We start from the raw sequence: 23,757 nt of genomic DNA, 5'->3' as shown, positions 1-23,757 counted from the left end.
TATTAGGTTTTATTCCTATCCTTTTCGAATATAAATATTTCCAGAAATGGTTTCCATTTCTAAAGGAAGTGTTCCTCCATTTATTTGTTTTGACACTTTATTATGTGCTCCATGATACTTCTTATCTGTATTAGCTTCAAAATTTAGGTTAGAGTATATGGTTCCTGTAAGTGACTTTGCATTTAATTGTGCCTTATTTACTGTAACATCTAATGCTCCACTTATTGTTTTTAAACGCAATTCACCATTATATTTTTTTATGGTGACATCTCCAGAAATTAAATCGGTAACCAAATCACCATCATAATTATCCATATATACACTTCCTGAAATACTTTTAATTTTTAGGTTGATGTTTTTCGGAATTATGACAACATAATTAATCTCTGTAGTACTATTGTAATCATGTCTGTTCTTATCATCCCATTTCTTTTTGAAATAATCTCCAAAATCAGAATACAATTTCAATTGCCCAGCCGTATTTTCTGTTTTAATACTGAAAGCGTCATTACCTTTACCGTCGTCTATAATTACTGAAGCTTTTATTAAAACGTCATTAGTGTTGCCGTGTTCTACTCTTATATCTTGAGCAAACTTAAGGTTAAGATACACATCTTGGTTTTTTGACAAGCGTTCTTTCGCTTCAACATTTCGTTGCGCATGGAGTGTTGTTACACTCAACAATGCTAGTATAATTAGTTTTTTCATTTGATTATTTTTTTCTTAAATACACATTTCCAGTAGATGATCTCAATACAATTTTTACGCCTCCATTATTGAGTTTACTTTCTATTTTTCTATTGGCTCCAACAACCTTCATATCATCTTCAGAAGGTTTTTGTAAATCAAAATCGGTATAGACAGATCCCATTGTTGAACGCAATTCTAAATCTGCCTTTGTGTTTGCAGGAAGCGATACATCTACTACGCCTGTAGAACTACTTAAAGTAATTGGAGAAGATTGATTGACACTAGCAAAATCGACGTCAATAGTTCCTGTATTTGTATGAGCCGTAATTGGACCGGTAACATCTATAAGATCAATGTTTCCTATATTCGTATTCACCTCAATTTCTGAAGAAAACCCTTTAATTACTGCTCTTCCCATATTACCACAATCTAAATGAATGTCCATTGTTTTAGGTAAATAAATTTGCAATCCGCTTCGTTGCATCCATGTTTTTAAATCTTTGATGCGAAGCACATTTCCTTCTTGTTCAATAGACATCCCAAATCCGGTATTATCAGTCCCTCCAGCATAAACTGGTTTTAATCCTTTAGCTCTATCATTTTCTTTTTCATTAAAGCCTCCAGCATCGTGTTCGTGGTCGCAATTGTCATGATCATGATCAAGATTGTCTAATTCGTATTTGCTAAATTTTAATTCATTAGAAGATCCTACAATGATTTTCACCTTAGTGTTTGTTTCAATTTTCACTTTAGTAATACCATTCAAACTTTTTGTATAGTCTTCTTGAGCATATGTAAAAACAAAGCTTAATAATGCTATAACATTTAATATAATTCCTGTTCGTTTCATTTGTTATTTTTTAATTGATTCATTTAAATAATTTGAGAAATACCACTGTTTACTTGCTCTTTTACAAAATCTGGCGTATCCGAATGCTCTAATAATTGTTGCATAGGAGCTATTGCGCGCTTCTCCTGAATTTTTACCAAAAATTGAATAATTGCAATTTGTAAACTTGGGTCTTTCTGGGTTGTTAGAGCCGCAATGAACGCATCTTTTACAATTGACGATTCTGGAAATTCTGATAATGCTTCTGCTGCAGCCAATCGCACATTCATATTTCCATCGTATTCCATACGTTGTATTAAGGCTTCTAATATTTTAGTATCTGGTTTTACAAAACTTTCAGTAAAATTTACAGCTTGGATACGTTTGCTTGGTGATTGATTTTCAATCATCGCTAACATCATATCTTCTCTTAACTCGATTGTTTGTTTTTGCAAGGCCGATATTTCATGGCTGGCCATTTGTTTACTATTGTGGCTTCCCAACAAGTACCCTCCAATCATAAATAAAATAGACGCAGCAATTTGAAAGGCTTGTTTCCATGGAAAATCCTTCTCTGGTTTTGAAAGCTCTACTACCTTGTCATTCTGAAGCTGTTTTTCTTCTTCTAAGAGTTTGTAAAATTCGTGACGTAAATTATCACTTGGTTGTTCTTCTTCAACCTTGCTAAAAGCTAAGAAGAGTGACTTTGTTTCTTTATAAACAACTTGGCAATCATCACATGTAGTTATGTGGCTCTTAATTTTTTGCGATGTTTCGACAGGCAATTGTCCATCTAAATAATCTACTATCTGTTGTTCAATATCTTTACAATCCATGGTTATATGGTTTCTAAATAAACGGTTTTTAATTTTTTCATAATACGGTGAACTTTCACTTTTACAGCGCCTTCACTACTTCCGACAATCTCTGCGATCTTATCATATTTTATACCTTGAAATCGATTTAAAACAATAAGCTCTCTATCCTGACTATTTAATGTATTTAAAGCATTGTGTAAATGGGCAACATCGTCATTCCTCTCTTCCTTACTTTCTCCATTTTTATGAGCTATAAGCTCTAGATTTTCATTGTTTAAGGTTTTTTTAGATTTTTGATATTGGTCTGAAAATACATTTCTTGCAATCTTAAAAATCCAGGACACAAATTGCCCTCCTTTATATGAAGTTCGATAACGCATAACTTTATAAAATACGGTCTGCGTCATATCTTCACAAACATCTTTATCCTTAATCATTTGATAGAAAAAATTATATAGCCTTTTATTATAGCGTTCAAAAATATGAGCCATGGCATCTAAATTTCCCCTAGAAACATCGAGCATTAATTCTTCGTCAGTTAACTTTTTCAATCTATTTTGATGGTTGTTTGGTATGAAGACCTATAAATTACAAAAAGGTTACATCAAGGATGAAAAAAAATCTATAAAATGTAAAAAACAACGTAAGTAGTTGTTTTAAAATTCGTCAAAACCACAACAAATCTCGCCTTATGATACTTATCTTATTATTTATTTCAGCATGTTTTTTAGCCTATAGTAATGGCGCCAATGATAATTTCAAAGGTGTGGCTACACTTTTTGGAAGTGGAACAACCAATTTTAAAAAAGCTATAAATTGGGCTACAATCACTACCTTTTCAGGTTCGGTTGCCGCTATTTTCTTAGCCAATGAACTTGTAAAGAACTTTTCGGGAAAAGGACTCGTTCCTAATGAATTGATAACTATGCCTATTTTTGCTATCTCAATTGCTTTTGGTGCTGCTTTAACTGTATTTATTGCTACAAAAATTGGCATGCCTATTTCAACAACGCACAGCTTGGTAGGCGCTTTATTTGGCGCAGGCGTTATGGCTGTTGGCTCACAGTTTAACTTTGAAAAACTTGGAGGTACATTTTTAATGCCTCTAATTGTAAGTCCGCTCATGGCAGCCATTATAAGTTTAATCGCTTACCTCATTTTTAGATATTTCAGAAAACGTCTTGGTATTACAAAAAAAACCAGCTTGAATATTCATGAAAAAGAAACAACCTCTATAGCTTCGTTCAACATGGATAATGTGGCAACCTTAAAAACAAAAAAGACGATTGAAGCGACCATTCAAAATAAAATAGAGACCTATAACGGACAGATTCTAGGGTTAAGTTCGCAAAAGGTATTGGACAGTTTGCATTATCTAAGTGCTGGTATTGTAAGCTTTGCTAGAGGTTTAAATGACACGCCAAAAATTGTTGGTTTATTATTAATTATCAATGCCATTGATATCAAATGGAGCATGATTATCATTGCTATTGTAATGGCAGTTGGTGGACTAATTAATTCTAAAAAAGTTGGGATAACAATGAGTAAAAAAATCACACCTATGAACTCAGGACAAGGGTTTACAGCAAATATGGTCACAGGTTTATTAGTTACAACAGCTAGTGTACATGGGTTACCTGTATCTACAACGCATGTTTCTGTCGGTTCTATTTTTGGTATTGGAACGATTACTAAAAAAGCAGATTATAAAATGATTGGTAAAATATTATTATCTTGGTTGCTAACCCTTCCAATGGCAGCAATTGTTAGTGGTTTATTATTTAAAATGTTAGAAACACTCACATAATTTTGGCCTATCGAAAAGTACATTGATATTATATCAAATTCCTATTCAGGATATTGGAATTACCTTAAAAATGAAATTCTTCTTCAAAACAATTGGGATAACTATTTTTATGGACTAATTATTATTTCCCTGCTTGTTTGGGTTTTAGAAATTGCATTTCCTTGGCGAAAACAACAAGGTATATTTAGAAAGGATTTTTGGTTAGACACCTTTTACATGTTTTTCAACTTTTTCCTTCTCAATTTAATTGTTCTCATTGCCTTATCAAATACCGCTGCCGAATTTTTTAATGACATACTGGGCGCCATTGGTCTTTCACTTTCAAACTTTCAATTGTTTGATTCTAATGACTTACCAAAGTGGTTAGGATTACTTATTTTCTTTTTGGTAAATGACTTTGTTCAATGGAATACACATCGCTTACTACATCGTATTCCTTGGCTTTGGAATTTTCATAAAGTCCATCATAGTGTCAAAGAAATGGGATTTGCGGCGCACCTACGTTACCATTGGATGGAACCTGTTGTATATAATTCTATTCGCTATATTCCTTTAGCAATTATCGCAAATTATAGCGCTCAAGATGTGGCTATTGTCTATTTCTTTGCTATTGCCATTGGACATCTCAATCACGCTAACCTCGGTTGGGATTATGGTATCTTCAAATATATTTTTAACAATCCAAAGATGCATATTTGGCATCACGCAAAAGAACTTCCAAAACATGTTAGGTTTGGCGTTAACTACGGACTAACCTTAAGTATTTGGGATTATATTTTTAAAACGGATTATGTTCCGCATAGTGGACGTGATATAGAACTTGGCTTTAAAGGTGATGAGCAATTTCCTAAAGATTTTTTACAACAAGAATTATATCCACTTAAAACTAAAAATTAGCAACAATCTCGAGTGTTTATTATGTCAATTAAAAATTTTAATATGAACAGCATAAAATATATATTAGTATTAGCTATAGTGATTAACATTTATGGTTGTTGCTCTACAAAAACGGCCACTTCTAACACTACAAAAAAAGAGACAGCCATGGTTGAACCTACAACAGAAACTGAAATTGAAACTGAAACTGAAACTGAAATTGAAACTGAAATTGAGATTATAGAAAACACTGAAGATACCATAGACGAAACCCCCGATACAACTGCTAATGAAAACATTGTAGCCACTCCTGTTGTGTTAGAAGATCCTATGACTAACGATGCTAATGGAATAAGAGCTAAAGTTGATCATGCCGTTTGGAATGAATTACTACAAGCGCACGTGTCCAATCAAGGCAATGTTGATTATAAAGGATTCCAAGCCGATAAAACCAAATTTAATGGATATCTTAATTTGCTTTCAGATTTACCTCCTCAAGAGTTTTGGAGTAAAGACGAAACCCTAGCCTATTGGATTAATGTATACAACGCTTATACCATAAAACTCATCTTAGATAATTACCCAATTAAGAGCATTAAAGACATTAAAGGACCTTGGAGTCATCGTTTTATTAGAATAGGAGAAAAATGGTATACGTTAAATGATGTTGAGCATAGAATTATTCGTAAAATGGATGAACCTAGAATTCACTTTGCGCTAGTTTGCGCTGCAGTGTCCTGTCCGCGTTTATACAATAAAGCGTTTACCGAAAAAGACTTGGAGGCCGATTTAGATTTGCTAACAAGAGGATTTCTAAGCGATACTTCTAAAAACGAGCTTAGCGAAAATGCCATAAAACTTTCAAGAATATTTAAATGGTATGGAGGTGATTTTAAAAGTAATGGTAGCACGTTAATTGACTTCTTAAACCAATATTCGACAGTGACCATTTCAGATAAAGCTAAAAAAAGTTATAAAGCCTATAACTGGAATTTAAATGAATAATATCTCTATTATAATTCCTGTTCTGAATGAAGCTGACACTATTAAAAAACTCCTTTTTCATTTAATAGACAATGCCTCTTTGCAGAACATTTCAGAAATCATTGTTGTTGATGGTGGAAGTACTGATGGTTCGCAAGACATTATTACATCTTTAGATTTAAATATTAAACTGCTGTCTTCGTCTAAAGGTAGAGCGCGGCAAATGAATGCTGGCGCTAAGGTCGCAAGAGGTTCTATTTTGTATTTTCTACATGCAGATTCGTTTCCTCCAAATCGTTATGATCAATTTATTATTAACGAAGTTAATAATGGAAATAATGCTGGGTGTTTTAGACTAAAATTTGATAGTAACCATTGGTGGTTACGATTGGCCAGCTGGCTTACTCAATTTAAATGGAGAGCCTGTCGTGGAGGAGATCAAAGCCAGTTTATTACAAGAGCATTGTATAATGAAATTGGTGGTTATGATGAAAATTATATCATTTATGAAGATAACATCCTCATTAATGAACTGTATGAGCGTAAAGAATTTGTAGTTATCAATAAAAAAATAGAAACCTCAGCACGACTCTATCGAAAACATGGCATCTGGAAATTACAATATCACTTCTGGACGATATATGTCAAAAAGTGGTTTGGTGCCTCAGCAGATGATTTATTTGCTTACTACAAAAAGCATATTTGCTAAGATTTCATTCGTTTTCTAATATCGCTTAAATTTTCATCAATCACCAGTGATCCATCACGAAACACTTCCCTCAACTCACCTAGTTGTTCATCACTCCAAGATACCTGATCTTTAAGAATGTAGCTTCCATTTTGTTTTTCAATTTTAATTAAACCTTTAGCCGATTTCTTTGTGCCATCATCTGTAATAGGATCTTTATAGATCTCACGACCCTCTCCATTCACTTCTCCGTAGGTTGCTTTCATTGCAAATCCGAACGTATCTCGCGTATTGTATTGATAAGTAAATGAACCAATACCCAGAACAACATTTGTAGATGCAAACCCCTTTTGTTTTAATCTTTCACAAATTTGAGTAGCTCTATCTAAGGTGATACTATCGCCATAAATAGCACCAATATGTGCATCGAGTTCTTTATAGCCTTTAGCATTTATAGTGCCTCCAAAAATATCCCAAAGTAATTCTATAACACCTTTTTTCTCTTCGGAAGTCTTGCCATTCTCATTTCCGCATATAATATCTACAGGATCACCAGAATCTGGTCTAATCACCACTTTTCCTTCTCTTTGCAACACTTCGTTTTTAAGATTTGGAAGGTACTCTGTTAAGACTTTCCATAAATCCCAGGTATCAGATACAATAGACACAATTCCATTTGGATACACTTCTGTTATTAAACGTTTGAAGGTTTCCTCTTCTCCAGAATTAGTCCCCATACACATCACTGAATGTTCGGTTGCAGCCACAGAACCTCCAATTAATTCAGTATCTGAATTTGCATTATAATACGTTTCAAGAAAATCAATGGTTGGTATGGTATCTGTTCCAGTAAAGCTCAATAAATGTCCAGATGCAGAAAGAACAGCAGCTTCTAGACCAGCCATGCCACGCATAGAAAAATCATGACCTTGCCAATCCACAAACTCAGGTACAGACGATGTTTCTTGAGCATAGTGGTCTAGTATGTTTCTATATTGTTTTGCAATGGTAGCCGAATTACAAGGCATCCAAAGTGTTGTGGATAATAAGGTTTCAAAATAATTAGTCAGCCAGAAAAACTCGGGTTTTGTGTTGTACATAGTCACCATTGGAACACGAATAGGCACCTGTACACCCTCTGGAAGGGCTTTAATTACCATTGGCAAGTAACCTAAATCGTGTAGCGCTTCAATATGTGCAATACCAACTTGATTTGGACCAAGGTAATTGTTGATGCGTCTTGAATAGCGTTTGCAAATAACCTCTTTAGGCTGGTTGAAAAAATTAGTATTGAAGCCGTCTATCATGTACTTCTTAATAAAGTATTGAAGTCCAAAAAAGGTCACTTCATTAACACCTTCAATACGACTTTTTCGCGGTGTCCAGTTAGAATATACCAAAGTGGTACCTTCTGGATATTGTCTTCTGTGATCAACTTTATAACCGTCTGTATATAATAATGGATTCATAATGATATTAATTTGCGTAATTATTACACAAATATACATTTATACAAATCGCCAGCCAAATAATTTGCGTAATATTTACGCAAATTTAAAAAATAACCTATTTACCCACTAGTACAGCACGTATTCGCTTATTAACTATTTCTATCTAAACGTTTGTCTTTTATAATGCGATACGGACTCGCATTTCTCCCGCTTTCATTGGGATATAATGACATCACAACATCACTTTGGAAAACTGCTTTGGTTTCTAAATCTAATGCAGATAATTTTCCATCAAATGCAGCGCCTGTATCAACATTCCAAAGGTTAACAACATGGATTGGTTGGTCACTACCAAAACGAATGGTTGGCGTATGACCAATATAAATTTCGTGATAATGTTTAAGGCGCTTTGGAAACAATTCTGAATCTCTCGAAATAGTTTTATCCATCGTTAATGCCGTTTCCCAAAGTGTACGATCAAAATACAAATTCTCAGGATGTACTTCTTGCTCTACACCATGCATTGATGTAAAACCAGCATGCACAAACAAGCGGTTATGAGAATCAATATGATAGTATTCCATACGTTCAAAAAAGTTAAGGTGCTCTTGCTTTTCTTCATCAGAAAACCCTTCATAACTCTCCATAGTTTCCTTTCCGCCATGAAATACCCATACCTGATTTTCAATTCCTGACGCCAGCCATTGCTCGCACCAGGCATCATGATTTCCTTTAATGAATATGCATGTGTTGGTTTTAGACAATTCTATTAAGTAGCTAATCACTTGAGCAGATTCGCTCCAACCGTCAACATAATCACCTAAGAAAATTAGTTTGTCGTCTGCCGTTAATTCTAAGCGTTCTAAAAGTTGTTTTAAGGCTTTTAATCCGCCGTGTATATCGCCTATGGCAAGTGTTCTATATTGTTTCATTTATTTTTATTTGTTTCTCAAAAAGGTCCAAAAATTCTGCAACCGAACCTCTATATGAATAGTATTGTTTTTTATCTTTAAAGTGCTCTGTAAAAGCATTGTCTTCCAAATTCACATCAATAACAGATCCTCCATATTGCAAGGTTTGTCTCACTAAAGCATTGGGAAGATTTGTTGCTCCTGAGCTTCCTAATATCATTAAAAGACTCGTATTCTTTGCAATTCTTAAGGTGGTATCTACTTTAAAATTTCGTTCATTATAATACTCATCAAACCACAAAATATTTGGTCTTGTCACCTCTCCACATCTAGGGCAAACCAATAGGGCTTTTTCATCATAGGTTAAATCTTCTTCATGGTCTTTTAACGGAATTTCACGAGGAATATCATATACCTCTTTAGAACATTCATCAGAACATCGCATTTCTCTGAGGTTACCATGAATTTCATACATGTTTTTTGACCCAGCCCTTTGATGCAAATTATCTATATTCTGCGTAATCAAATGAAACCGCTCTTTGAGTTCCTTCTCTATAGACACCAAACTAAAATGTGCCTCATTCGGTTTAGCTTCTGCAAACATTTTTTTTCTAAAAAAAGTATACTGCCAAACCTCATCTGCATTGTTTGAAAAATGTTTGAACGTACCAAAAGATTCTGGTTTATAAAACTTTGTTCCCTTTACCCAAATGCCGTCAGCGCCTCTATATGTAGGTATGCCACTTGCCGAAGACACACCTGCCCCAGTTAAAAACGTGATGTTATTTCTGCGTGCTCTTGTTAACCCTTCATTTATTATGTTTGTTATAGCTCTCATAATTTCTCTAATTTATACATAACATCAGTCCTTAGCACATACTTTGTCCCAGATATTATTTCTTTTCCTTCGTGTCGTACAGGATGATGAAACACCAAAGCCATTCCTGTTTTTGGTTTCACTGTTGTAATTTTCCTAAACTCAGTTTCTCCTCCTTCAAAATCGTCATTCAAATAAATTAAAAAAGATAGAATACTAAACTCGGTTTCATTGCGCTCATAACTTCCATCGCGATGCATTTTAAAACGTTGTCCAGGTTCATATCTATAAATCCTGAACATTTCATTAAGCCCAATAGCTTTACTTGCACCAAAAGAACTAGGCACAAAAGGTTTTAATTTTGACCATAATTCTTGGGCTAAATTGTCATCAAAGAACAATAACCTATCATTATTACGAACACCTTTCATCATCACCTGATTGCCGCCCATGTTAATTTTGGCTTCTTCAAAGGTCTGCAATTCAGACTTTTCGATAAAATCTGAGCATTCTTTTGCTGACAGAAAATCGTCAACTAAAAAGATTTGCGGGTCTAATTCTATTTTTTTCATTTTTAATCTAATTCCCAATTACTATAGTTAGAATACGCTAAATGATTCCTAGTATATTTATTCATAACCAAATTAGTTCCACAGTTTTCACATCTTTTTTTATAAACCTTTTTTTCCGATTTGTCCTTAAATTTAACTTTCATGAAAACATCTGAAATAGGTGAATATTCAATACTATCTTTACAATTAGGGCAGCTACTTAAATTGTATTCTATAAACTCAGTAGGTACATGATCTGTTAACCACACCTTATTTTCTGAGCAGTAAAACTCATAACCTTTTCTATGCATTTCTAAAGCTCTTATGCTTAAAATTATTGGTACACCTCTTCGACTTCCCACTTTGATTGCTGTTTCTCTTTCTTCACTTAAATGCACGTGTTGACGACGTCTTTTATCTAAACCTGATGTTTTTATGGACTCCAAAAATTTATCAACAGTGCCATGATATAAAAACTCAGGTGGCTGTTTTGGTTCAAATTTTAAATCGACTGTTTTTACAGTATGCCCTTGATTGGCTCTTATTTTAGTGTTGTTTTGATTAAACGAAAATCGTTGTTTATCGTTTGTTGTCACAACTTCAATAAGCTCATCGAAAGAAAAATGCATATGTCTGCTCTTTGCTTTTTCAATCAATTCATCTACTTCGGCCCATCCATTTTCATCCAACTCTAAATTGATGTACTTTGGTTTGTGTCTTAATACCAAACTCAAAAATTTACTCATATGTTTTTTCTCTTTGTCGTTCATTAGTTTAATGGATTTCCGTTTAAGATATCGCGCGACACTTCACCAATTGGTATTCTAAACACAGGTATCTTAATGTTGTAATGTGCAATGAGTTTCTTAATACTCTTATCTATTTCAGAGCTATCATATCGCGACGAAAAATGCCCTAAAATTAATTGTCCTACTGAAATATTAGCGACCATTTCCATCACGTCTTCTAAAGAACTATGCTTGTTTCTATCGTTTCCTTTTTCTAGTTCATCCTTTTTCAAAAACGTGGCTTCATGAATTAAAACGTCGCAGTTATCAAATTTCGAATAGTCAAAAACGGGCGTATCTGCCGAATAGATTAACACATTTTTTTGCAACTGTTCATTGATGTAACCATCTCCTTTTTCTTTCTTCAAAGCCACAATATCGTGAGAAGACAGCTTAGCGAATTCTGGTTTCAGTTTGTTTTTGGTTTCTATGACTTTATAAGACAAACTTTTGAGTTGCCCTGACACATCAATGTGTTTATTTTCAAACCCTTGAACCCTATAATTCGTTTTAATATCAATCATTTGCTCATCCTCAAGTGGTGTCCAAATCGTTCCGGAAGTATGTGGATCAAAACGTCCTGTAAAGTCTTCTAGAAACCTAAACGAATTGGCATCTTTTGGATAATAGATATGAGGCCTTCTATGCGAAAATAACTGATTGTATTGCAATAACCCTCCCAAATGATCTCGGTCGGCATGAGAGATAAAAACATGTTTAATCTTTCCTGTTTTACCGAGTAAATTAGATGTGAGTCCATCTCCAGCATCAAGTAGTAACCCGAGTTCTTCAATGAAGTACCAAGTTGCAAATAATGCTGTAGAATAGCCATGTATTGTTAATCTCATAATGTTTTATATAATCTATCACAAAGTCGAATAATATCTTCTTTTCGTGATATAACGTTTAACCATTTTTCTGGTATGGCTTCATAACCATATATTAAGCCTGCTAGTCCACCTGCTATGGCTCCAGTTGTATCTGTATCCCTTCCCAGATTAACCGCTTTTAAAACCGTTTCTTTATACGAATTTGACGTTAAAATACACCATAAACTGGCTTCTAAACTATCCAAGACATACCCACTAGAACTGATTTCACTTTCCTCCAATTTATGCAAAACTTGAGGTTCATACTTTCCTATTTGAAGTTCAAGAATTTTGTGAAACTTGTCCATTTCTATTTGAGAACAAATCGCATTTGTATTTAGAAAGTGAGTAACGCTCTTTTGCATTTCTGCATAGGCGTTCCATTTATCACTTCCATTCAAAATATGACGCGCATATTCAAGATAAATAAAACAAGCCAAAACCGCTCTTATATGAGCATGTGTGATAGATGACACATCTTTAATAATATCGAATCGCTTTTCAATATTAAGGTCTTTAATGTAATATAGTAAGGGTAAAATTCTCATAAGAGACCCATTACCATTATCCATTTCCGACGAACCACCAGCAAGTATTGGTTTTGTTCCTGTTTCAATAGCATAGATGGCGCGATCAGTAGAAATACCAATATCAAAAACGCGTCCGTGAGGTGTCCATAATTCTTCTTTAGCCCATTGTACAAATTTTTGACCAATATCATTAATATCATATCTTTTACATAAACTCTCTGCCAGACAAAAAGCCAAAGAGCTATCGTCGCTCCAGGTTCCTTTAGGTTGGTGATGCGAACCATACTCCATCATATCTACTACTGGAAATTGCTTTAAGTAATCTCTGTCTTTAAATTCGACAGGGACACCTAGTGCATCTCCAACAGCTAAGCCAAATAATGCTGAATGTATTGTATTGGTTTTCATTGTAATCGTAATTGTTGTTTTAAACTCTCGCTGTCTAAAATTAATGGGTGTTCCTCTGGAACCATTAGTTTATCAAGTTGATTATTTAAAAGATGGTTATACTGTTCCTTTACAAAAGGTGTGATGTCTTCTATTTCGAGAATATCATCTTTTGCGTATTGTTTTACCTCATTTCCTCGTATTCCTATTTGGATTGCTCTGCGCTCCAGCTTAGCGCCATAAGGATCGTGATCTGGATCCCATTGCAAGCGAATTGATGAATTTTGCACTTCTTCTTGCCAATGTTCTCGTGTTTCATATAAATCTGATTGATAGCTAGAATACACGGCTTGGTTGAGATAACGCTCAAAAGCATCTCGCCTTAAATGAATTGCCAAAACTGTTTCCTGTCCTTCTTTAGTTGCCCATCCATTTCGATACATCATCCAAAGAAAATTTGGTTTAATCCATGTCATTCTATTTAGGCTAAAAGCACCTCCAAAATAGTTATTGTCGCTTGCAAAGTTTCCAATTTCAGGTCTATAAGATTGATATACTATAATTTCAGACTCATCATACTGAGCCATAATATGATGTCCTGTTTTGGGCCATACTTTTTGTTGTTCTATATATGGTTTTATATTAAGTTTCATTTTAATTTTGCTTTATAAATGTTATAATTCTCTTCGTCAAAGCATACAAAAATTACCTCTTCAACAATCTCACTTTTAAAGTTTGATACTGTTTCAATAGCAATATTTGCGGCCAAATCTTTTGGGAATCTATAAATCCCTGTACTAATATTTGGAAACGCAATTGATTTTAAGTTGTTCATTTCGGCGAGTTTCAAACTATTATTATAGCAATTTGCCAAAGCCTGTTTTTCTTGCCCTAAACGTTTCCCTCCATTATAAACAGGACCAACTGTATGTATCACTTTTTGAGCGGGTAAATTTCCTGCTGTTGTCATGACTGCTTCACCTGTTTTACAGTTCCCTTGTCGATTTCTTATATCTCGACATTCATCCAAAATCTCTGAACCGCCAATACGATGAATGGCACCATCTACTCCACCGCCTCCTAACAAGGATGAATTTGCCGCATTGACGATAGCATCAACTTTTATTTTGGTGATATCACCTCTTTGAACCTGAATTATCATTAGTTATGCTTCTTTTAATTTTTCTAAAAATTCATTCACAATTTGGTGCTCTGAATTTTTAAATTGGTATCCAACAAAAACTTTAGTGATTTTTATGGAACCAATAATTGCTTGATTAAAGGTTTCCAAATCTTCAGCAGGTACCCATAATTCGTTATGAATTTTACCGCCTACATTTTCCACTTTATATTTTAAAAACTCTGCTTCGGAAATATCAAACGCTGTGACAAAACCAAGGTAATTGCCAAACTCATCTTTAGTATTCCATTGCGATGCAATTTCACTAGCATAAGCCTCATTTAAAACAGGATAAAATATAGGTTGCCACTCCAATCTAGGTGGAAATCTAGTAAAGTTACTGTCAGAAATAAGAATTAATTCTTTTTCTCCAATAGGTCTATATAATGTTCTTGTTTTCATTTTTATTTTCTATTATAAATTTGATAATCCTCATGGCAATAGGATCCTATTTACAATGTAAATTTCCTACCATTTTGATGCCGCCATGAATTACTTTCTAATGAGCCTTTCTGTTCTGGCTTTAAGCTATAACATCTACTAAATAATCCTTGTTTACCCTGCACGCTGAACACCAGAGTATCGTTATTCGTAAGTCGTCCCATATAGTTTTCATCACCAATTGAAAACATCATATATCCTCTTTCGTTAATAGCATATGACACTAGATTAGATCTCATGTCTTTGAGGCGATTAATATCAAAATCATCCATCCAACGGTTTTCAATAATATGAGGTTCTAGTTTTAGATATTTTCGATCTAAAATGGTTAACACAAATTCATAGATGTAATAAAACATATGTCCGCCTGCAATAAAATCGACAACCGAATAAGGCCCACTACTATAAGGTTTGTTAACTATTAAAGCCATCACAATAGTGTTTTTAATTTAAGTTGCTCGACGGTTTCTTCATTCAAATCCTTAAAGCTATTTGTGCTGTATATTTTAGTAAAGTGTTCGTTTAGTAACTGAGTACCTTTATTAAAAATCCCATGACTAACAGCTAAGTATAAATCACCTGCATTTGTTTTTTTTAGTGCTTTTGCCAAGCCAACAAATGTCCCGCCGCCATCACAAATATCATCAACAATTAAACAGGGTTGCCCTTTTAAATCATCCTCATAGACTTTAAAACCTTCGAGTTTTCCATTTTTCACATTTCGCTTTTTAGAGCACTCTACAACCGTTAAACCGCCCAAAAACTCTGATACCTTATAAATTTTCTTTAATGCTCCTCCATCTGGAGAAACTAAAATAACTTCGGTATCAATGTCCTTAATTACATACTTTATAAACTCATGATTACTAAGCACTTTACAATTATTAAGTAAAGCCGGAGTAACTTCAGAATGCGGATCAAACACAGTAACAGATTCTAGGTTTAAGCCATTAATTAAGTCTGCATATACCTTAACTGATAATGATTCACCAGGAATCATGACACGATCTTGGCGAGCTCCAGGCATATAGGGCAAAAACAAATGAATGTTTTTCACTGCAAGTCGTCTTAGCGCATCAACCGCAATGAGTAGAAATCCGAGATCATTAAACGACTGAATACGTGTGGTTATGAATACCTCATTAATTTCAGTCAAATCTGATTGAATTTTAATATGAGGTTCTCCACCAGAAAACGTAAAACTATCAAACTCAATAGCATTTTTTTGTCCTAAAGGAGTAAATAAAGGATCTAAATTTAAAATCATTTGCGTCAATTTTACACAAATGTAAAAGGAATAAGTGAATCGACAAAATATTTTGTGTAAAAATTACACAAACTTAATATCAAAGTGGAAACCATCATCCACTAAGGCATCATATTTTTTCTTATTGAATTTAAAAAGTTTGGCAGGTCTGCCGCTTCCTTCTTGGTGCATTTTATTGGTTTCTTCTACAAAACCAAAGCTCTTAATTTTTTTTCTAAAATTCCTTCTATCAATATCACGTCCAAGGATAGTAGCATACAAATGTTCTAAATCTGAAAAGGGGAATTCGGCATTTAGTAAATCAAAACCAATAGGTTGATAGAGTAGTTTTCCTTTTAAGCGTTTTTCGGCAGTATTAAATATTGTTTTATGATCAAAGGCTAGCTTAGGAAGTTTGCTAACTGGAAACCATTGTGCTTCATCGGCATCGGTGTCGGCTTTAATCTTAAAGTGATTTGGCTTAACCAATGCAAAGTAACTTACAGATACGACCCTATTTCGAGGATCTCGTTTTGGTTTTCCGAACGTATATAACTGCTCTAAATAGTCAATCTTAACACCTGTTTCTTCCTTGAGCTCTCGCTTTACAGCTGCTTCTAAAGATTCGTTTTCCAATACTAATCCACCGGGTAAAGCCCATGAGTTTTTGTAAGGGTCTACACCTCTCTTAATTAATAAAACAGATAAATTTCCTTTAGATTCGTAACCAAAAACTACAGCATCTACTGCAACTTTGATATCTTGATTTAGCCCCATTATATTTTGTGTATTATAAACACAAATATAGTGATAAAACTAAAAATACTGTCCAATTCCGAAAACCAATCCTTGAGTTGCGTCGCTGGTCACTCCAAATCCATAATCAATCCTAAAAATAGCATTGAAGATTTTCTTATGAATAAATCTTACACCAAGTCCCGGATAGACGCGTATATTTTGTGAATCGCTAAAATCACCAAAGTCTCCTCCTGGATTACGCCAACTTCCGGCATCAATAAATGCATTTCCTTGTAATGAAAACCAGTCTTTTTCATAGAGTGTATGACGATATTCTGTATTCAGTACGATAGCAGCAGTACCTCTATCAATAGTATTCCCAACGCCTCTAACATTTAAATTATTATCTACTGAAAAAGGAGCAAAAGGTGTGTCGTTATTGGTTGCTAAACCTAAACGCAATCTACTCGCCCAATTTCCTTTATTACCAAAGCGCTTAAAATATTGAAAATCATTCCACCCTATTAAGAAGGCAGGTAGCTGTGCTTCATTTCTCGAAGTAACATACTGAAAATTAAAAATGCTTCTAAACCCTTCAACGTATTGATAATCGTAGTTTAAGTTATTGTACTCATAAATTAGTTTATAGAGCAACTTATGCACTCGTAATTCTTGAGGCACGTTTGGACTAGTAGCACCAGATTTATATTCATAATCTTCGGTAAAATAGTTTAATCCAAACTCGAATCGGTTATTAAAATCAAGTTGAAACAATGCTAAAAACTCTATAGACTCATTATTGTATTTATAATCTGATGTTGTATTATCAAAAAACACGGGTTCTTGTGTTGTTAAATTTTGGTAGTTAACAGCTAGTCCAAATTGTCTCGAAAACAAATAAGGTGCTCTAAAATTTAAGGCATATGAGTCGTAAATATCCTTTTGGTAAAATCCGCCAAACGTCATATTCTGACCAAAGAGATTAAACTCATATAAACCTAAGCGATACGCGAATTCATCATCATTTGTGGTATAGACATTTGCAGATGGGATAATTGTAAAATTCTCTTCAATATTATAAAATACGTTATATGTATTTTCTTCATCTGCGGGAAAAACTTGATAGTAAGCATGTGCAATTGATGGCAGACGTTTCAATAGTTTAATATCGGCTTCAATAGCCAAAGAATCCAGTTTTGAACCTGCTTTTATATTTGAGATTTTTTTGACAAAAGACGCCTTCAATTTTTTATGTCCTTGTACTTTTAAATCGGCTACTGTAGCTTCTTGAGTAAAGGCTAAGGTAGAAGCGAATAATAGTAGTAAAGTGATTACTGTTTTCATGTGATAGTTGTTAGACTCTTTGGTCGGTTACATCACATTTCCTTACGTAAATTTTTGTGTTTTTATTCGGTTTTATAAAATGTTTGCAATACCGTTTCAACGGGTTTATTTTGAGGTGTGAATTGGTTGTCTTTTTCTCCACCACTCTCTTCATAATTATGAAACCATTTCCAAATAAAACCTCCGGCAAACCATTCTTCGCTCCAGAATTCTTCAAACAATGCTTGAGTCGCATTGGTTTGTCCTTCAAAGTTTAACGATTTTATGGTATGATCACTTTCCCATGGTTCTTTTCCTGTAAAGTCCATACTTCGATAGCCATATTCAGTAAACAAAATAGGTTTAGCATGTGTTTCTGAAAGTGATTTGATAGTTGTTTTATGTTTTTGCCAACCCGCTTTACAATCTTCGATAGTTGGTGTTTTCTTATCACTTACTGGAAAATAAGCATCTACACCTATATAATCGAGCTCTCCCCAAAATGGTGTACGTTTAAACTCATCCCAATTTGCGGCATAGGTTAACTTTCCTTTATAAATGGTTTTGATTTTTTTAATGAGATTATGCCAATAATTTGGTCGTTCTTTCACAAAGTTTTCCAGTTCTGTACCTATACAAAAGATTTCTGCCTTTGTTTCATTTGCTAAATGGGCATATTCTAGTATAAACTTGGAATACGATTCTTCAAGTGTTTTCCAATCGGCTTCATTAGACATTTTAATATAGCCAGTAAATTCACCACGCCAAACCCAAATTTGGGGTTTAATCATTATTTTGATGTGTTTCTTCCTAAGTTGCTCTATATACTGTTTGGCTCCAGATCTTGTTTCACCAAACCATTGTCTATCTGTGTTATGAACAATCTCTGGGTGTTCTAAATTTCGGATAAAACCAAAAGGCATAATAGCTGCATAATTAGCACCTACATTAACCACAGGTTTTGTATGGGTTTCGTCTATGGGAATGGGTGAAGCTACAAAACTCAAACCGTTAATTTTTTCGGGCTGAGCGCTACATGAAGTAACAATACATAGTAAAATTAGAAGTCTAAATAGTGTCATAAGATTTAATTTAGACTCCTAATTTAATGCTAAAGACTAGAATAATGCTCTTAAGCCTATGTTAAATGTTTGTCCGAGACCTGTATTATTTCCTCGAACAAAGTTGGTATATAAGGTTTCGATGTTTAAAACTTTACTTAATTGATATTTGGCACCTCCTCCAACAGCTGTGAAATCTTGCTCAAAATCATTACCTGTATCAATTCGTTGCGAATGCTGCACTAATCCTAAAATTGTGAATTTCTGACTTGGGAAGTAACTCAAAAACACGCCTGGTGTTAAATTCAAACTATTATTAGCAAAGCTATCTTCTTTTTTACCAAAGTTATACTCGGTGTTTAACTCTGTAAATATTTGCCATTTATCTCCAGGAAATGTGTAATCATAGAAAAATCTATTTTGAAATATAAATCCTTTCTGATCTAAAAACACATTGTCTTCAGTTTCATTGTCTACCAAAGGAATATGGAAAGCAGTTTGAATTGTAAAATTGCTCACACTTTTTATTGGATTAAACTTAATTGCTGGTGCAAACGATGTAAAACCAGAACGTGCAGTACCTCGTTCACCGTCAAATGAGAATACATCTAAAGCACTTCTATCGTTAATAACATTAGAACGAAATTCCAATAGTAGTCCAACATTAAAGTTACTCTGCTCAGAAATACCAGTAAAAACATCTAATGTTGATGTAAAGAACGTCTGTCTAGGTTCTTCTCCATTAGAAAATGTACTTTCGGTTTGTGTATAAAGGTTATTAAACCATTTAATATCCCATTGTCCTTTATTTAATAATTTTGAAGGTGTATATTCTTGAATTACACTTTTTTCGGCATCCTGATCGTCTTGAGCAAATCCAGAAAACGCAATACTTACAATGGCTATTAATGTGATTATTTTTTTCATTTCAATTTTTTTTGGTTGTTTATTTTTCTTTTTATTGTTTGTTTAAATTCCAATTATAGGTGTAATATGACACCTTAGATTTAGGTGCAATTTTATCGGTTCTAAAAGTGTTTATATAGTCTATTTCAGTTCCTTTTTTAACGAAATCCTCTTTATACCATTTGAAAATTTCTGAAAGTTCAACTTTATTTTTTTTAACCTTAATAAAGCTAGAATTGTTAAGTGCTATTTCGGTCTGTTTTTGCAACTGCGCTTCTAATGTATTTGGCAGGTATGCTTTATTAATTAATGGCGGACAACCAACAGCTCCACATACAAGAACAAAGTGAAAGCGTGCATCACCAAATTGAGCTCTTAGCTTTTTATTTTCGATGTCATTAAGTGTAATAGTTTCACCTGCAATTTTATATTTGGTTTTATCGAAGAAACCCTTTTTATCTAATGGCGATTTTATCGGGTAATTATCTATAATACCTTTAATTACCGAAATATTATAAGCATTAATCCAAAAGGCTTGATAGGTTTTAGCATCACTTTTTGATACCGAAACCGTTTCGGCTAGTGTCGCCAAGGTATTTAAGGCTTCTTTATTATTATTAATTTTAGAATAAGCCACTTTTCCGTTTGAAACATTTGTTTTGAAAAATGCATCTGCAGCTTTAAAAAATTCTGAAGTACTTTGAGAAAAACCAAAGTTTAAACTCGCAAAAAACGATAGAATAACTAATTTATATTTCATGATTCGATTATCTTAAATTAAAAATTTTACAATCGCTAAGTCGTTTAAAAACCCTTTACTTACAAGGATTTTAAAAAAATTTCTGCGTCTAACTTTTGAAGAAAACCTTACAAGATCACTTTAATTTAAAACAGATATAAATTAGAAAGCAGGATTAAGTTCTTATCTTTAGTAACGACAGAATCGTCATAACAACCAAAAAATTATGGAGCATATCGTTATTATAGGAAATGGAATTTCTGGTGTTACTTTAGCAAGGCATATTAGAAAATTTTCCGACAAAAAAATCACAATAGTTTCTGGGGAAACAGATTATTTTTTCTCGCGTACGGCCCTCATGTATATTTATATGGGTCATATGAAGTTTGAGCATACGCAACCCTATGAAGATTGGTTTTGGAAAAAGAATCGCATAGACCTTCGTAAAGCCTTTGTGCAACATATAGACACCGATAAAAAAACACTAGCTCTTGATGATGGTGACCTCCTTACCTATGACAAATTAGTGATAGCAACAGGAAGTAAACCAAATAAATTTGGATGGCCAGGACAAGATCTAGATGGTGTTATGGGCATGTACCATAAACAAGATTTAGAAAACTTAGAAGCCTATGCACCAAACAACAAAGTATGCAAAAGAGCTGTTATTGTTGGTGGAGGTCTCATTGGTATCGAACTTGCTGAAATGTTAAATTCTAGAAATATTCCTGTTACATTTTTAGTACGCGAATCAAGTTTTTGGAATGGCGTGTTACCAGAAGGAGAAAGCGCCATGATTAATAGACATATTAAAAACCATCATATAGATTTAAGACTGTCTACTAATCTAAAAGAAATCAAAAGTGATAGTAACGGCAAAGTTAAGTCTGTTATTATTGAAGAAACTGGAGAGGAAATTGCATGTGATGTTGTAGGATTAACAGCAGGTGTATCACCAAATATTGACTTTATAAAATCATCGAACATTGAAACTGGGAGAGGTGTAAAAGTTAATCGATACTTAGAAACTAATGTGCCTGATGTTTATGCCATTGGCGATTGCGCTGAACAACATGAAGCTATAGGAAACCGAAGACCTATTGAAGCCGTTTGGTACACAGGACGTATGATGGGAGAAACATTAGCACAAACCATTTGTGGAAATCGCATTCAATACAAACCAGGACACTGGTTTAATTCGGCTAAATTTTTAGATATTGAATATCAAACTTACGGTTGGGTGTTCTCAAAACCAAAAGAAGGTCATGCTCATTTTCATTGGAGACATGCCGACGACACAAAGTGCATTACCATTGAATACGACATCTCTACAAACCAATTCGTGGGTATTAACACGTTCGGAATACGAATGCGACATGAAACTTTTGACACATGGCTTACCGAAAATAGAGATGTTGATTATGTTATAAACCATCTTTCTGAAGCCAATTTCGACCCAGAATTTTACAGCCATTATGAAACCGAAGTCCTATCGGCTTATAATAACCAACTACAAACCGCATAATCATGAGCAATAAATTAAATCATAGTATGTCATTAGCTAAACCTGATGCCATTAATATTTCAACAAAACAAAAAGTAGCATTAGCGATAGGCATCATTGGGCTATTTATTTTAGCATTGGCCCTTTTTAATACAAATTTCCCTAATAAAGGCGTGTTCTTGACACTAGCTTTAGGTTTAATAACCATAGGAATAGTAGTCTATTCTAGAGATGCTTATTTAACCAAACTTGAAGGTATTAAAAATGATGGTGTTTGGTTTAAATCTATTTCTTCTCGAGGTGTTTGGGGCTGGATTGTAGGTGTTATTCTAACAACCTTTTATATTGTACTTTACTTTTACCCACAATATTTAGGTTTAGATACTGCAACTAAGGACCATGCAAACAACACAGGCTTGGTTAGTTTATTTGACCCATTAAGTCAGTTGTTAAGCGGCAGAAACGCAAGCCAATGGTTTGTATATGGAGCATTATATACTGTAGCTATTTTAGCATTTGGCTATAAATTTATCTTGAAATACAGACATAATCGCTATCAACAAATACGTACGGTTTCTGTGATGTTCTTTCAATTAGGCTTTGCCTTTTTGATTCCGGAGTTTATGTATGTTATGAATAACGACTTACCATACTACGATTTAAAGAGTGTATGGCCGCTTAACTATTATATTTTTGACGAATGGTCTGTAAATGGCTTCTTATCAAACGGAAGTATTGGTTTAGCCTTAATCTTATTTGGGATTATTTCCATATTTGTTATCACCCCTATTTTAACTTATAAATTTGGAAAACGTTGGTATTGCTCTTGGGTTTGTGGATGTGGTGGACTGGCAGAAACTGCAGGAGATTCATTTAGACAATTATCCTCTAAAAAAATGTCTGCTTGGAAATTGGAACGTTGGCTAATTCATCTTGTTTTGGTGTTTTCTGTAGTCATGACAACAGCTATGGTTTACACCTATTTAGGCTATGATAGTAATGACTTTTGGTTAACAAGAGGTGTTTTCATTGCTTTGATTATTGGCTTTTTGACTGTTGTATTTGCAGGAGTTATGCTTTTTAAAAGACAAGAATTAGGCAAAGATGCGAAATATGGTGCCATAGGTTTATTTGCTGTAATAGCTATATTAATCACTATGCATCTAACAGGTACTAATGAAAACGTATTTTATGTAAAAGCAGGAAATTTAAGATCGGCTTATGGTATTTATATTGGTTCTATTTTTTCAGGAGTTATTGGAACAGGTTTTTATCCAATTTTAGGAAGTCGTTCTTGGTGTCGTTTTGGATGCCCAATGGCTGCAATTCTTGGATTCCAACAACGTTTATTTTCTAAATTTCGAATTACAACTAATGGTGGGCAATGTATTTCTTGCGGAAATTGTTCTAACAGTTGTGAAATGGGAATAGATGTAAGACATTATGCTCAAAAAGGAGAGAATATTGTACGCTCAAGTTGCGTTGGATGTGGGATTTGTTCTGCTGTTTGCCCAAGAGGTGTATTAAAATTAGAGAATGATAGTATGAAAGGGAGAATTAATCCGACTGAGGTATTATTAGGAAATGATGTTGACCTTATGGATTTGGTTAATCAAAAATAAT

At 33.9% G+C, this 23,757-nt stretch carries 26 protein-coding genes and 1 pseudogene; 6 read left to right on the top strand and 21 right to left on the bottom strand.

Annotated features, from left to right (window positions below; genetic code table 11):
• Positions 1-15: 15 nt before the first annotated feature.
• Genes Q0893_RS05830 through Q0893_RS05815 form a run of 4 tightly spaced genes read right to left on the bottom strand, consistent with a single transcriptional unit; the run spans position 16 to position 2,888 of the window.
• Complete coding sequence (locus Q0893_RS05830; RefSeq protein WP_299273276.1) at positions 16-708, bottom strand: hypothetical protein; 693 nt, start codon at positions 706-708, stop codon at positions 16-18.
• 4 nt (positions 709-712) lie between these two features.
• Positions 713-1,540: a DUF4097 family beta strand repeat-containing protein gene (locus tag Q0893_RS05825; protein ID WP_298900506.1), complete on the bottom strand. Its 828-nt coding sequence runs from the start codon at positions 1,538-1,540 to the stop codon at positions 713-715.
• 23 nt (positions 1,541-1,563) lie between these two features.
• A complete protein-coding gene (locus Q0893_RS05820; RefSeq protein WP_298900507.1) occupies positions 1,564-2,355 on the bottom strand; it encodes a HEAT repeat domain-containing protein in 792 nt (263 codons plus the stop codon).
• 2 nt (positions 2,356-2,357) lie between these two features.
• Positions 2,358-2,888, bottom strand: coding sequence for an RNA polymerase sigma factor (locus Q0893_RS05815; protein WP_299273271.1), 531 nt, complete (start codon positions 2,886-2,888; stop codon positions 2,358-2,360).
• 140 nt (positions 2,889-3,028) lie between these two features.
• Here Q0893_RS05815 and Q0893_RS05810 point away from each other — a divergent pair, with 140 nt between their 5' ends.
• Genes Q0893_RS05810 through Q0893_RS05795 form a run of 4 tightly spaced genes read left to right on the top strand, consistent with a single transcriptional unit; the run spans position 3,029 to position 6,713 of the window.
• The gene (locus tag Q0893_RS05810; RefSeq protein ID WP_299273268.1) at positions 3,029-4,144 is read left to right on the top strand and encodes an inorganic phosphate transporter; all 1,116 of its coding nucleotides are present in this window, start codon (positions 3,029-3,031) and stop codon (positions 4,142-4,144) included.
• Positions 4,145-4,153: 9 nt separating this feature from the next.
• Entirely contained in the window at positions 4,154-5,041 is an 888-nt protein-coding gene (locus Q0893_RS05805; RefSeq protein WP_298901511.1) for a sterol desaturase family protein, read from the top strand.
• 42 nt (positions 5,042-5,083) lie between these two features.
• Positions 5,084-6,025, top strand: a complete 942-nt coding sequence (locus Q0893_RS05800) for a DUF547 domain-containing protein (protein WP_299273265.1) — start codon at positions 5,084-5,086, stop codon at positions 6,023-6,025.
• Positions 6,018-6,713, top strand: coding sequence for a TIGR04283 family arsenosugar biosynthesis glycosyltransferase (locus tag Q0893_RS05795; RefSeq protein WP_299273262.1), 696 nt, complete (start codon positions 6,018-6,020; stop codon positions 6,711-6,713). The genes Q0893_RS05800 and Q0893_RS05795 overlap by 8 nt, the downstream gene beginning before the upstream one ends.
• On the opposite strand, the gene Q0893_RS05790 is transcribed toward Q0893_RS05795, so the two are convergent.
• From Q0893_RS05790 to Q0893_RS05710, 17 genes and pseudogenes are all read right to left on the bottom strand, one after another.
• Positions 6,710-8,161 (bottom strand): nicotinate phosphoribosyltransferase, encoded by a 1,452-nt coding sequence (locus tag Q0893_RS05790; protein ID WP_299273259.1) that lies wholly within the window; start codon positions 8,159-8,161, stop codon positions 6,710-6,712. The two genes, Q0893_RS05795 and Q0893_RS05790, sit on opposite strands and share 4 nt — an antisense overlap.
• Positions 8,162-8,292: 131 nt before the next feature.
• Positions 8,293-9,075 carry a metallophosphoesterase family protein gene (locus Q0893_RS05785; RefSeq protein ID WP_298900516.1) on the bottom strand — a complete coding sequence of 261 codons (783 nt, stop codon included), beginning with the start codon at positions 9,073-9,075 and terminating at the stop codon, positions 8,293-8,295.
• On the bottom strand, positions 9,062-9,892 hold the full coding sequence (locus Q0893_RS05780; RefSeq protein ID WP_299273255.1) for a Sir2 family NAD-dependent protein deacetylase: 831 nt from the start codon (positions 9,890-9,892) through the stop codon (positions 9,062-9,064). The genes Q0893_RS05785 and Q0893_RS05780 overlap by 14 nt, the downstream gene beginning before the upstream one ends.
• Positions 9,889-10,443 (bottom strand): 2OG-Fe(II) oxygenase, encoded by a 555-nt coding sequence (locus Q0893_RS05775; protein WP_299273252.1) that lies wholly within the window; start codon positions 10,441-10,443, stop codon positions 9,889-9,891. The genes Q0893_RS05780 and Q0893_RS05775 overlap by 4 nt, the downstream gene beginning before the upstream one ends.
• 212 nt (positions 10,444-10,655) lie before the next feature.
• Positions 10,656-11,192, bottom strand: a pseudogene (locus tag Q0893_RS05770) (RNA 2'-phosphotransferase); the annotation flags it as partial.
• Positions 11,192-12,058, bottom strand: a complete 867-nt coding sequence (locus Q0893_RS05765; protein WP_299273249.1) for an MBL fold metallo-hydrolase — start codon at positions 12,056-12,058, stop codon at positions 11,192-11,194. The pseudogene Q0893_RS05770 and the gene Q0893_RS05765, both read right to left, overlap by 1 nt.
• Positions 12,055-13,017, bottom strand: coding sequence for an ADP-ribosylglycohydrolase family protein (locus Q0893_RS05760; protein WP_299273246.1), 963 nt, complete (start codon positions 13,015-13,017; stop codon positions 12,055-12,057). Before Q0893_RS05760 ends, Q0893_RS05765 begins: the two co-directional genes overlap by 4 nt.
• Complete coding sequence (locus tag Q0893_RS05755; protein ID WP_299273242.1) at positions 13,014-13,649, bottom strand: DUF4291 domain-containing protein; 636 nt, start codon at positions 13,647-13,649, stop codon at positions 13,014-13,016. Before Q0893_RS05755 ends, Q0893_RS05760 begins: the two co-directional genes overlap by 4 nt.
• A complete protein-coding gene (locus tag Q0893_RS05750) occupies positions 13,646-14,158 on the bottom strand; it encodes an O-acetyl-ADP-ribose deacetylase (protein WP_299273237.1) in 513 nt (170 codons plus the stop codon). The genes Q0893_RS05755 and Q0893_RS05750 overlap by 4 nt, the downstream gene beginning before the upstream one ends.
• Before the next feature lie 3 nt (positions 14,159-14,161).
• Positions 14,162-14,578, bottom strand: a complete 417-nt coding sequence (locus Q0893_RS05745; RefSeq protein WP_298900523.1) for an ADP-ribosylation/crystallin J1 — start codon at positions 14,576-14,578, stop codon at positions 14,162-14,164.
• 50 nt (positions 14,579-14,628) lie between these two features.
• Complete coding sequence (locus Q0893_RS05740) at positions 14,629-15,048, bottom strand: hypothetical protein (protein ID WP_298900524.1); 420 nt, start codon at positions 15,046-15,048, stop codon at positions 14,629-14,631.
• Positions 15,048-15,884 (bottom strand): ribose-phosphate diphosphokinase, encoded by an 837-nt coding sequence (prs, locus tag Q0893_RS05735; RefSeq protein ID WP_299273232.1) that lies wholly within the window; start codon positions 15,882-15,884, stop codon positions 15,048-15,050. The genes Q0893_RS05740 and prs overlap by 1 nt, the downstream gene beginning before the upstream one ends.
• A 63-nt stretch (positions 15,885-15,947) precedes the next feature.
• Positions 15,948-16,640, bottom strand: coding sequence for an NUDIX domain-containing protein (locus Q0893_RS05730; protein WP_299273229.1), 693 nt, complete (start codon positions 16,638-16,640; stop codon positions 15,948-15,950).
• A 39-nt stretch (positions 16,641-16,679) separates the two neighbouring features.
• Entirely contained in the window at positions 16,680-17,945 is a 1,266-nt protein-coding gene (locus tag Q0893_RS05725) for a POTRA domain-containing protein (RefSeq protein ID WP_299273227.1), read from the bottom strand.
• A 62-nt stretch (positions 17,946-18,007) separates the two neighbouring features.
• Entirely contained in the window at positions 18,008-19,006 is a 999-nt protein-coding gene (locus tag Q0893_RS05720) for a glycoside hydrolase (protein WP_299273224.1), read from the bottom strand.
• Positions 19,007-19,042: 36 nt separating this feature from the next.
• Positions 19,043-19,912 carry a hypothetical protein gene (locus Q0893_RS05715; protein WP_298900530.1) on the bottom strand — a complete coding sequence of 290 codons (870 nt, stop codon included), beginning with the start codon at positions 19,910-19,912 and terminating at the stop codon, positions 19,043-19,045.
• 31 nt (positions 19,913-19,943) lie between these two features.
• Entirely contained in the window at positions 19,944-20,651 is a 708-nt protein-coding gene (locus Q0893_RS05710; protein WP_299273221.1) for a DUF547 domain-containing protein, read from the bottom strand.
• Positions 20,652-20,856: 205 nt separating this feature from the next.
• Here Q0893_RS05710 and Q0893_RS05705 point away from each other — a divergent pair, with 205 nt between their 5' ends.
• Together Q0893_RS05705 and Q0893_RS05700 are read left to right on the top strand one after the other, a co-directional pair.
• Positions 20,857-22,155, top strand: a complete 1,299-nt coding sequence (locus Q0893_RS05705; protein ID WP_299273218.1) for an FAD/NAD(P)-binding oxidoreductase — start codon at positions 20,857-20,859, stop codon at positions 22,153-22,155.
• Positions 22,156-22,157: 2 nt separating this feature from the next.
• Complete coding sequence (locus Q0893_RS05700; protein WP_299273215.1) at positions 22,158-23,756, top strand: 4Fe-4S dicluster domain-containing protein; 1,599 nt, start codon at positions 22,158-22,160, stop codon at positions 23,754-23,756.
• Position 23,757: the final 1 nt, after the last annotated feature.

Origin of the sequence: uncultured Psychroserpens sp., assembly GCF_947494225.1 — a bacterium.
Classification (GTDB): Bacteria; Bacteroidota; Bacteroidia; order Flavobacteriales; family Flavobacteriaceae; genus Psychroserpens.
This window is presented reverse-complemented; position numbering and strand designations above follow the sequence as displayed.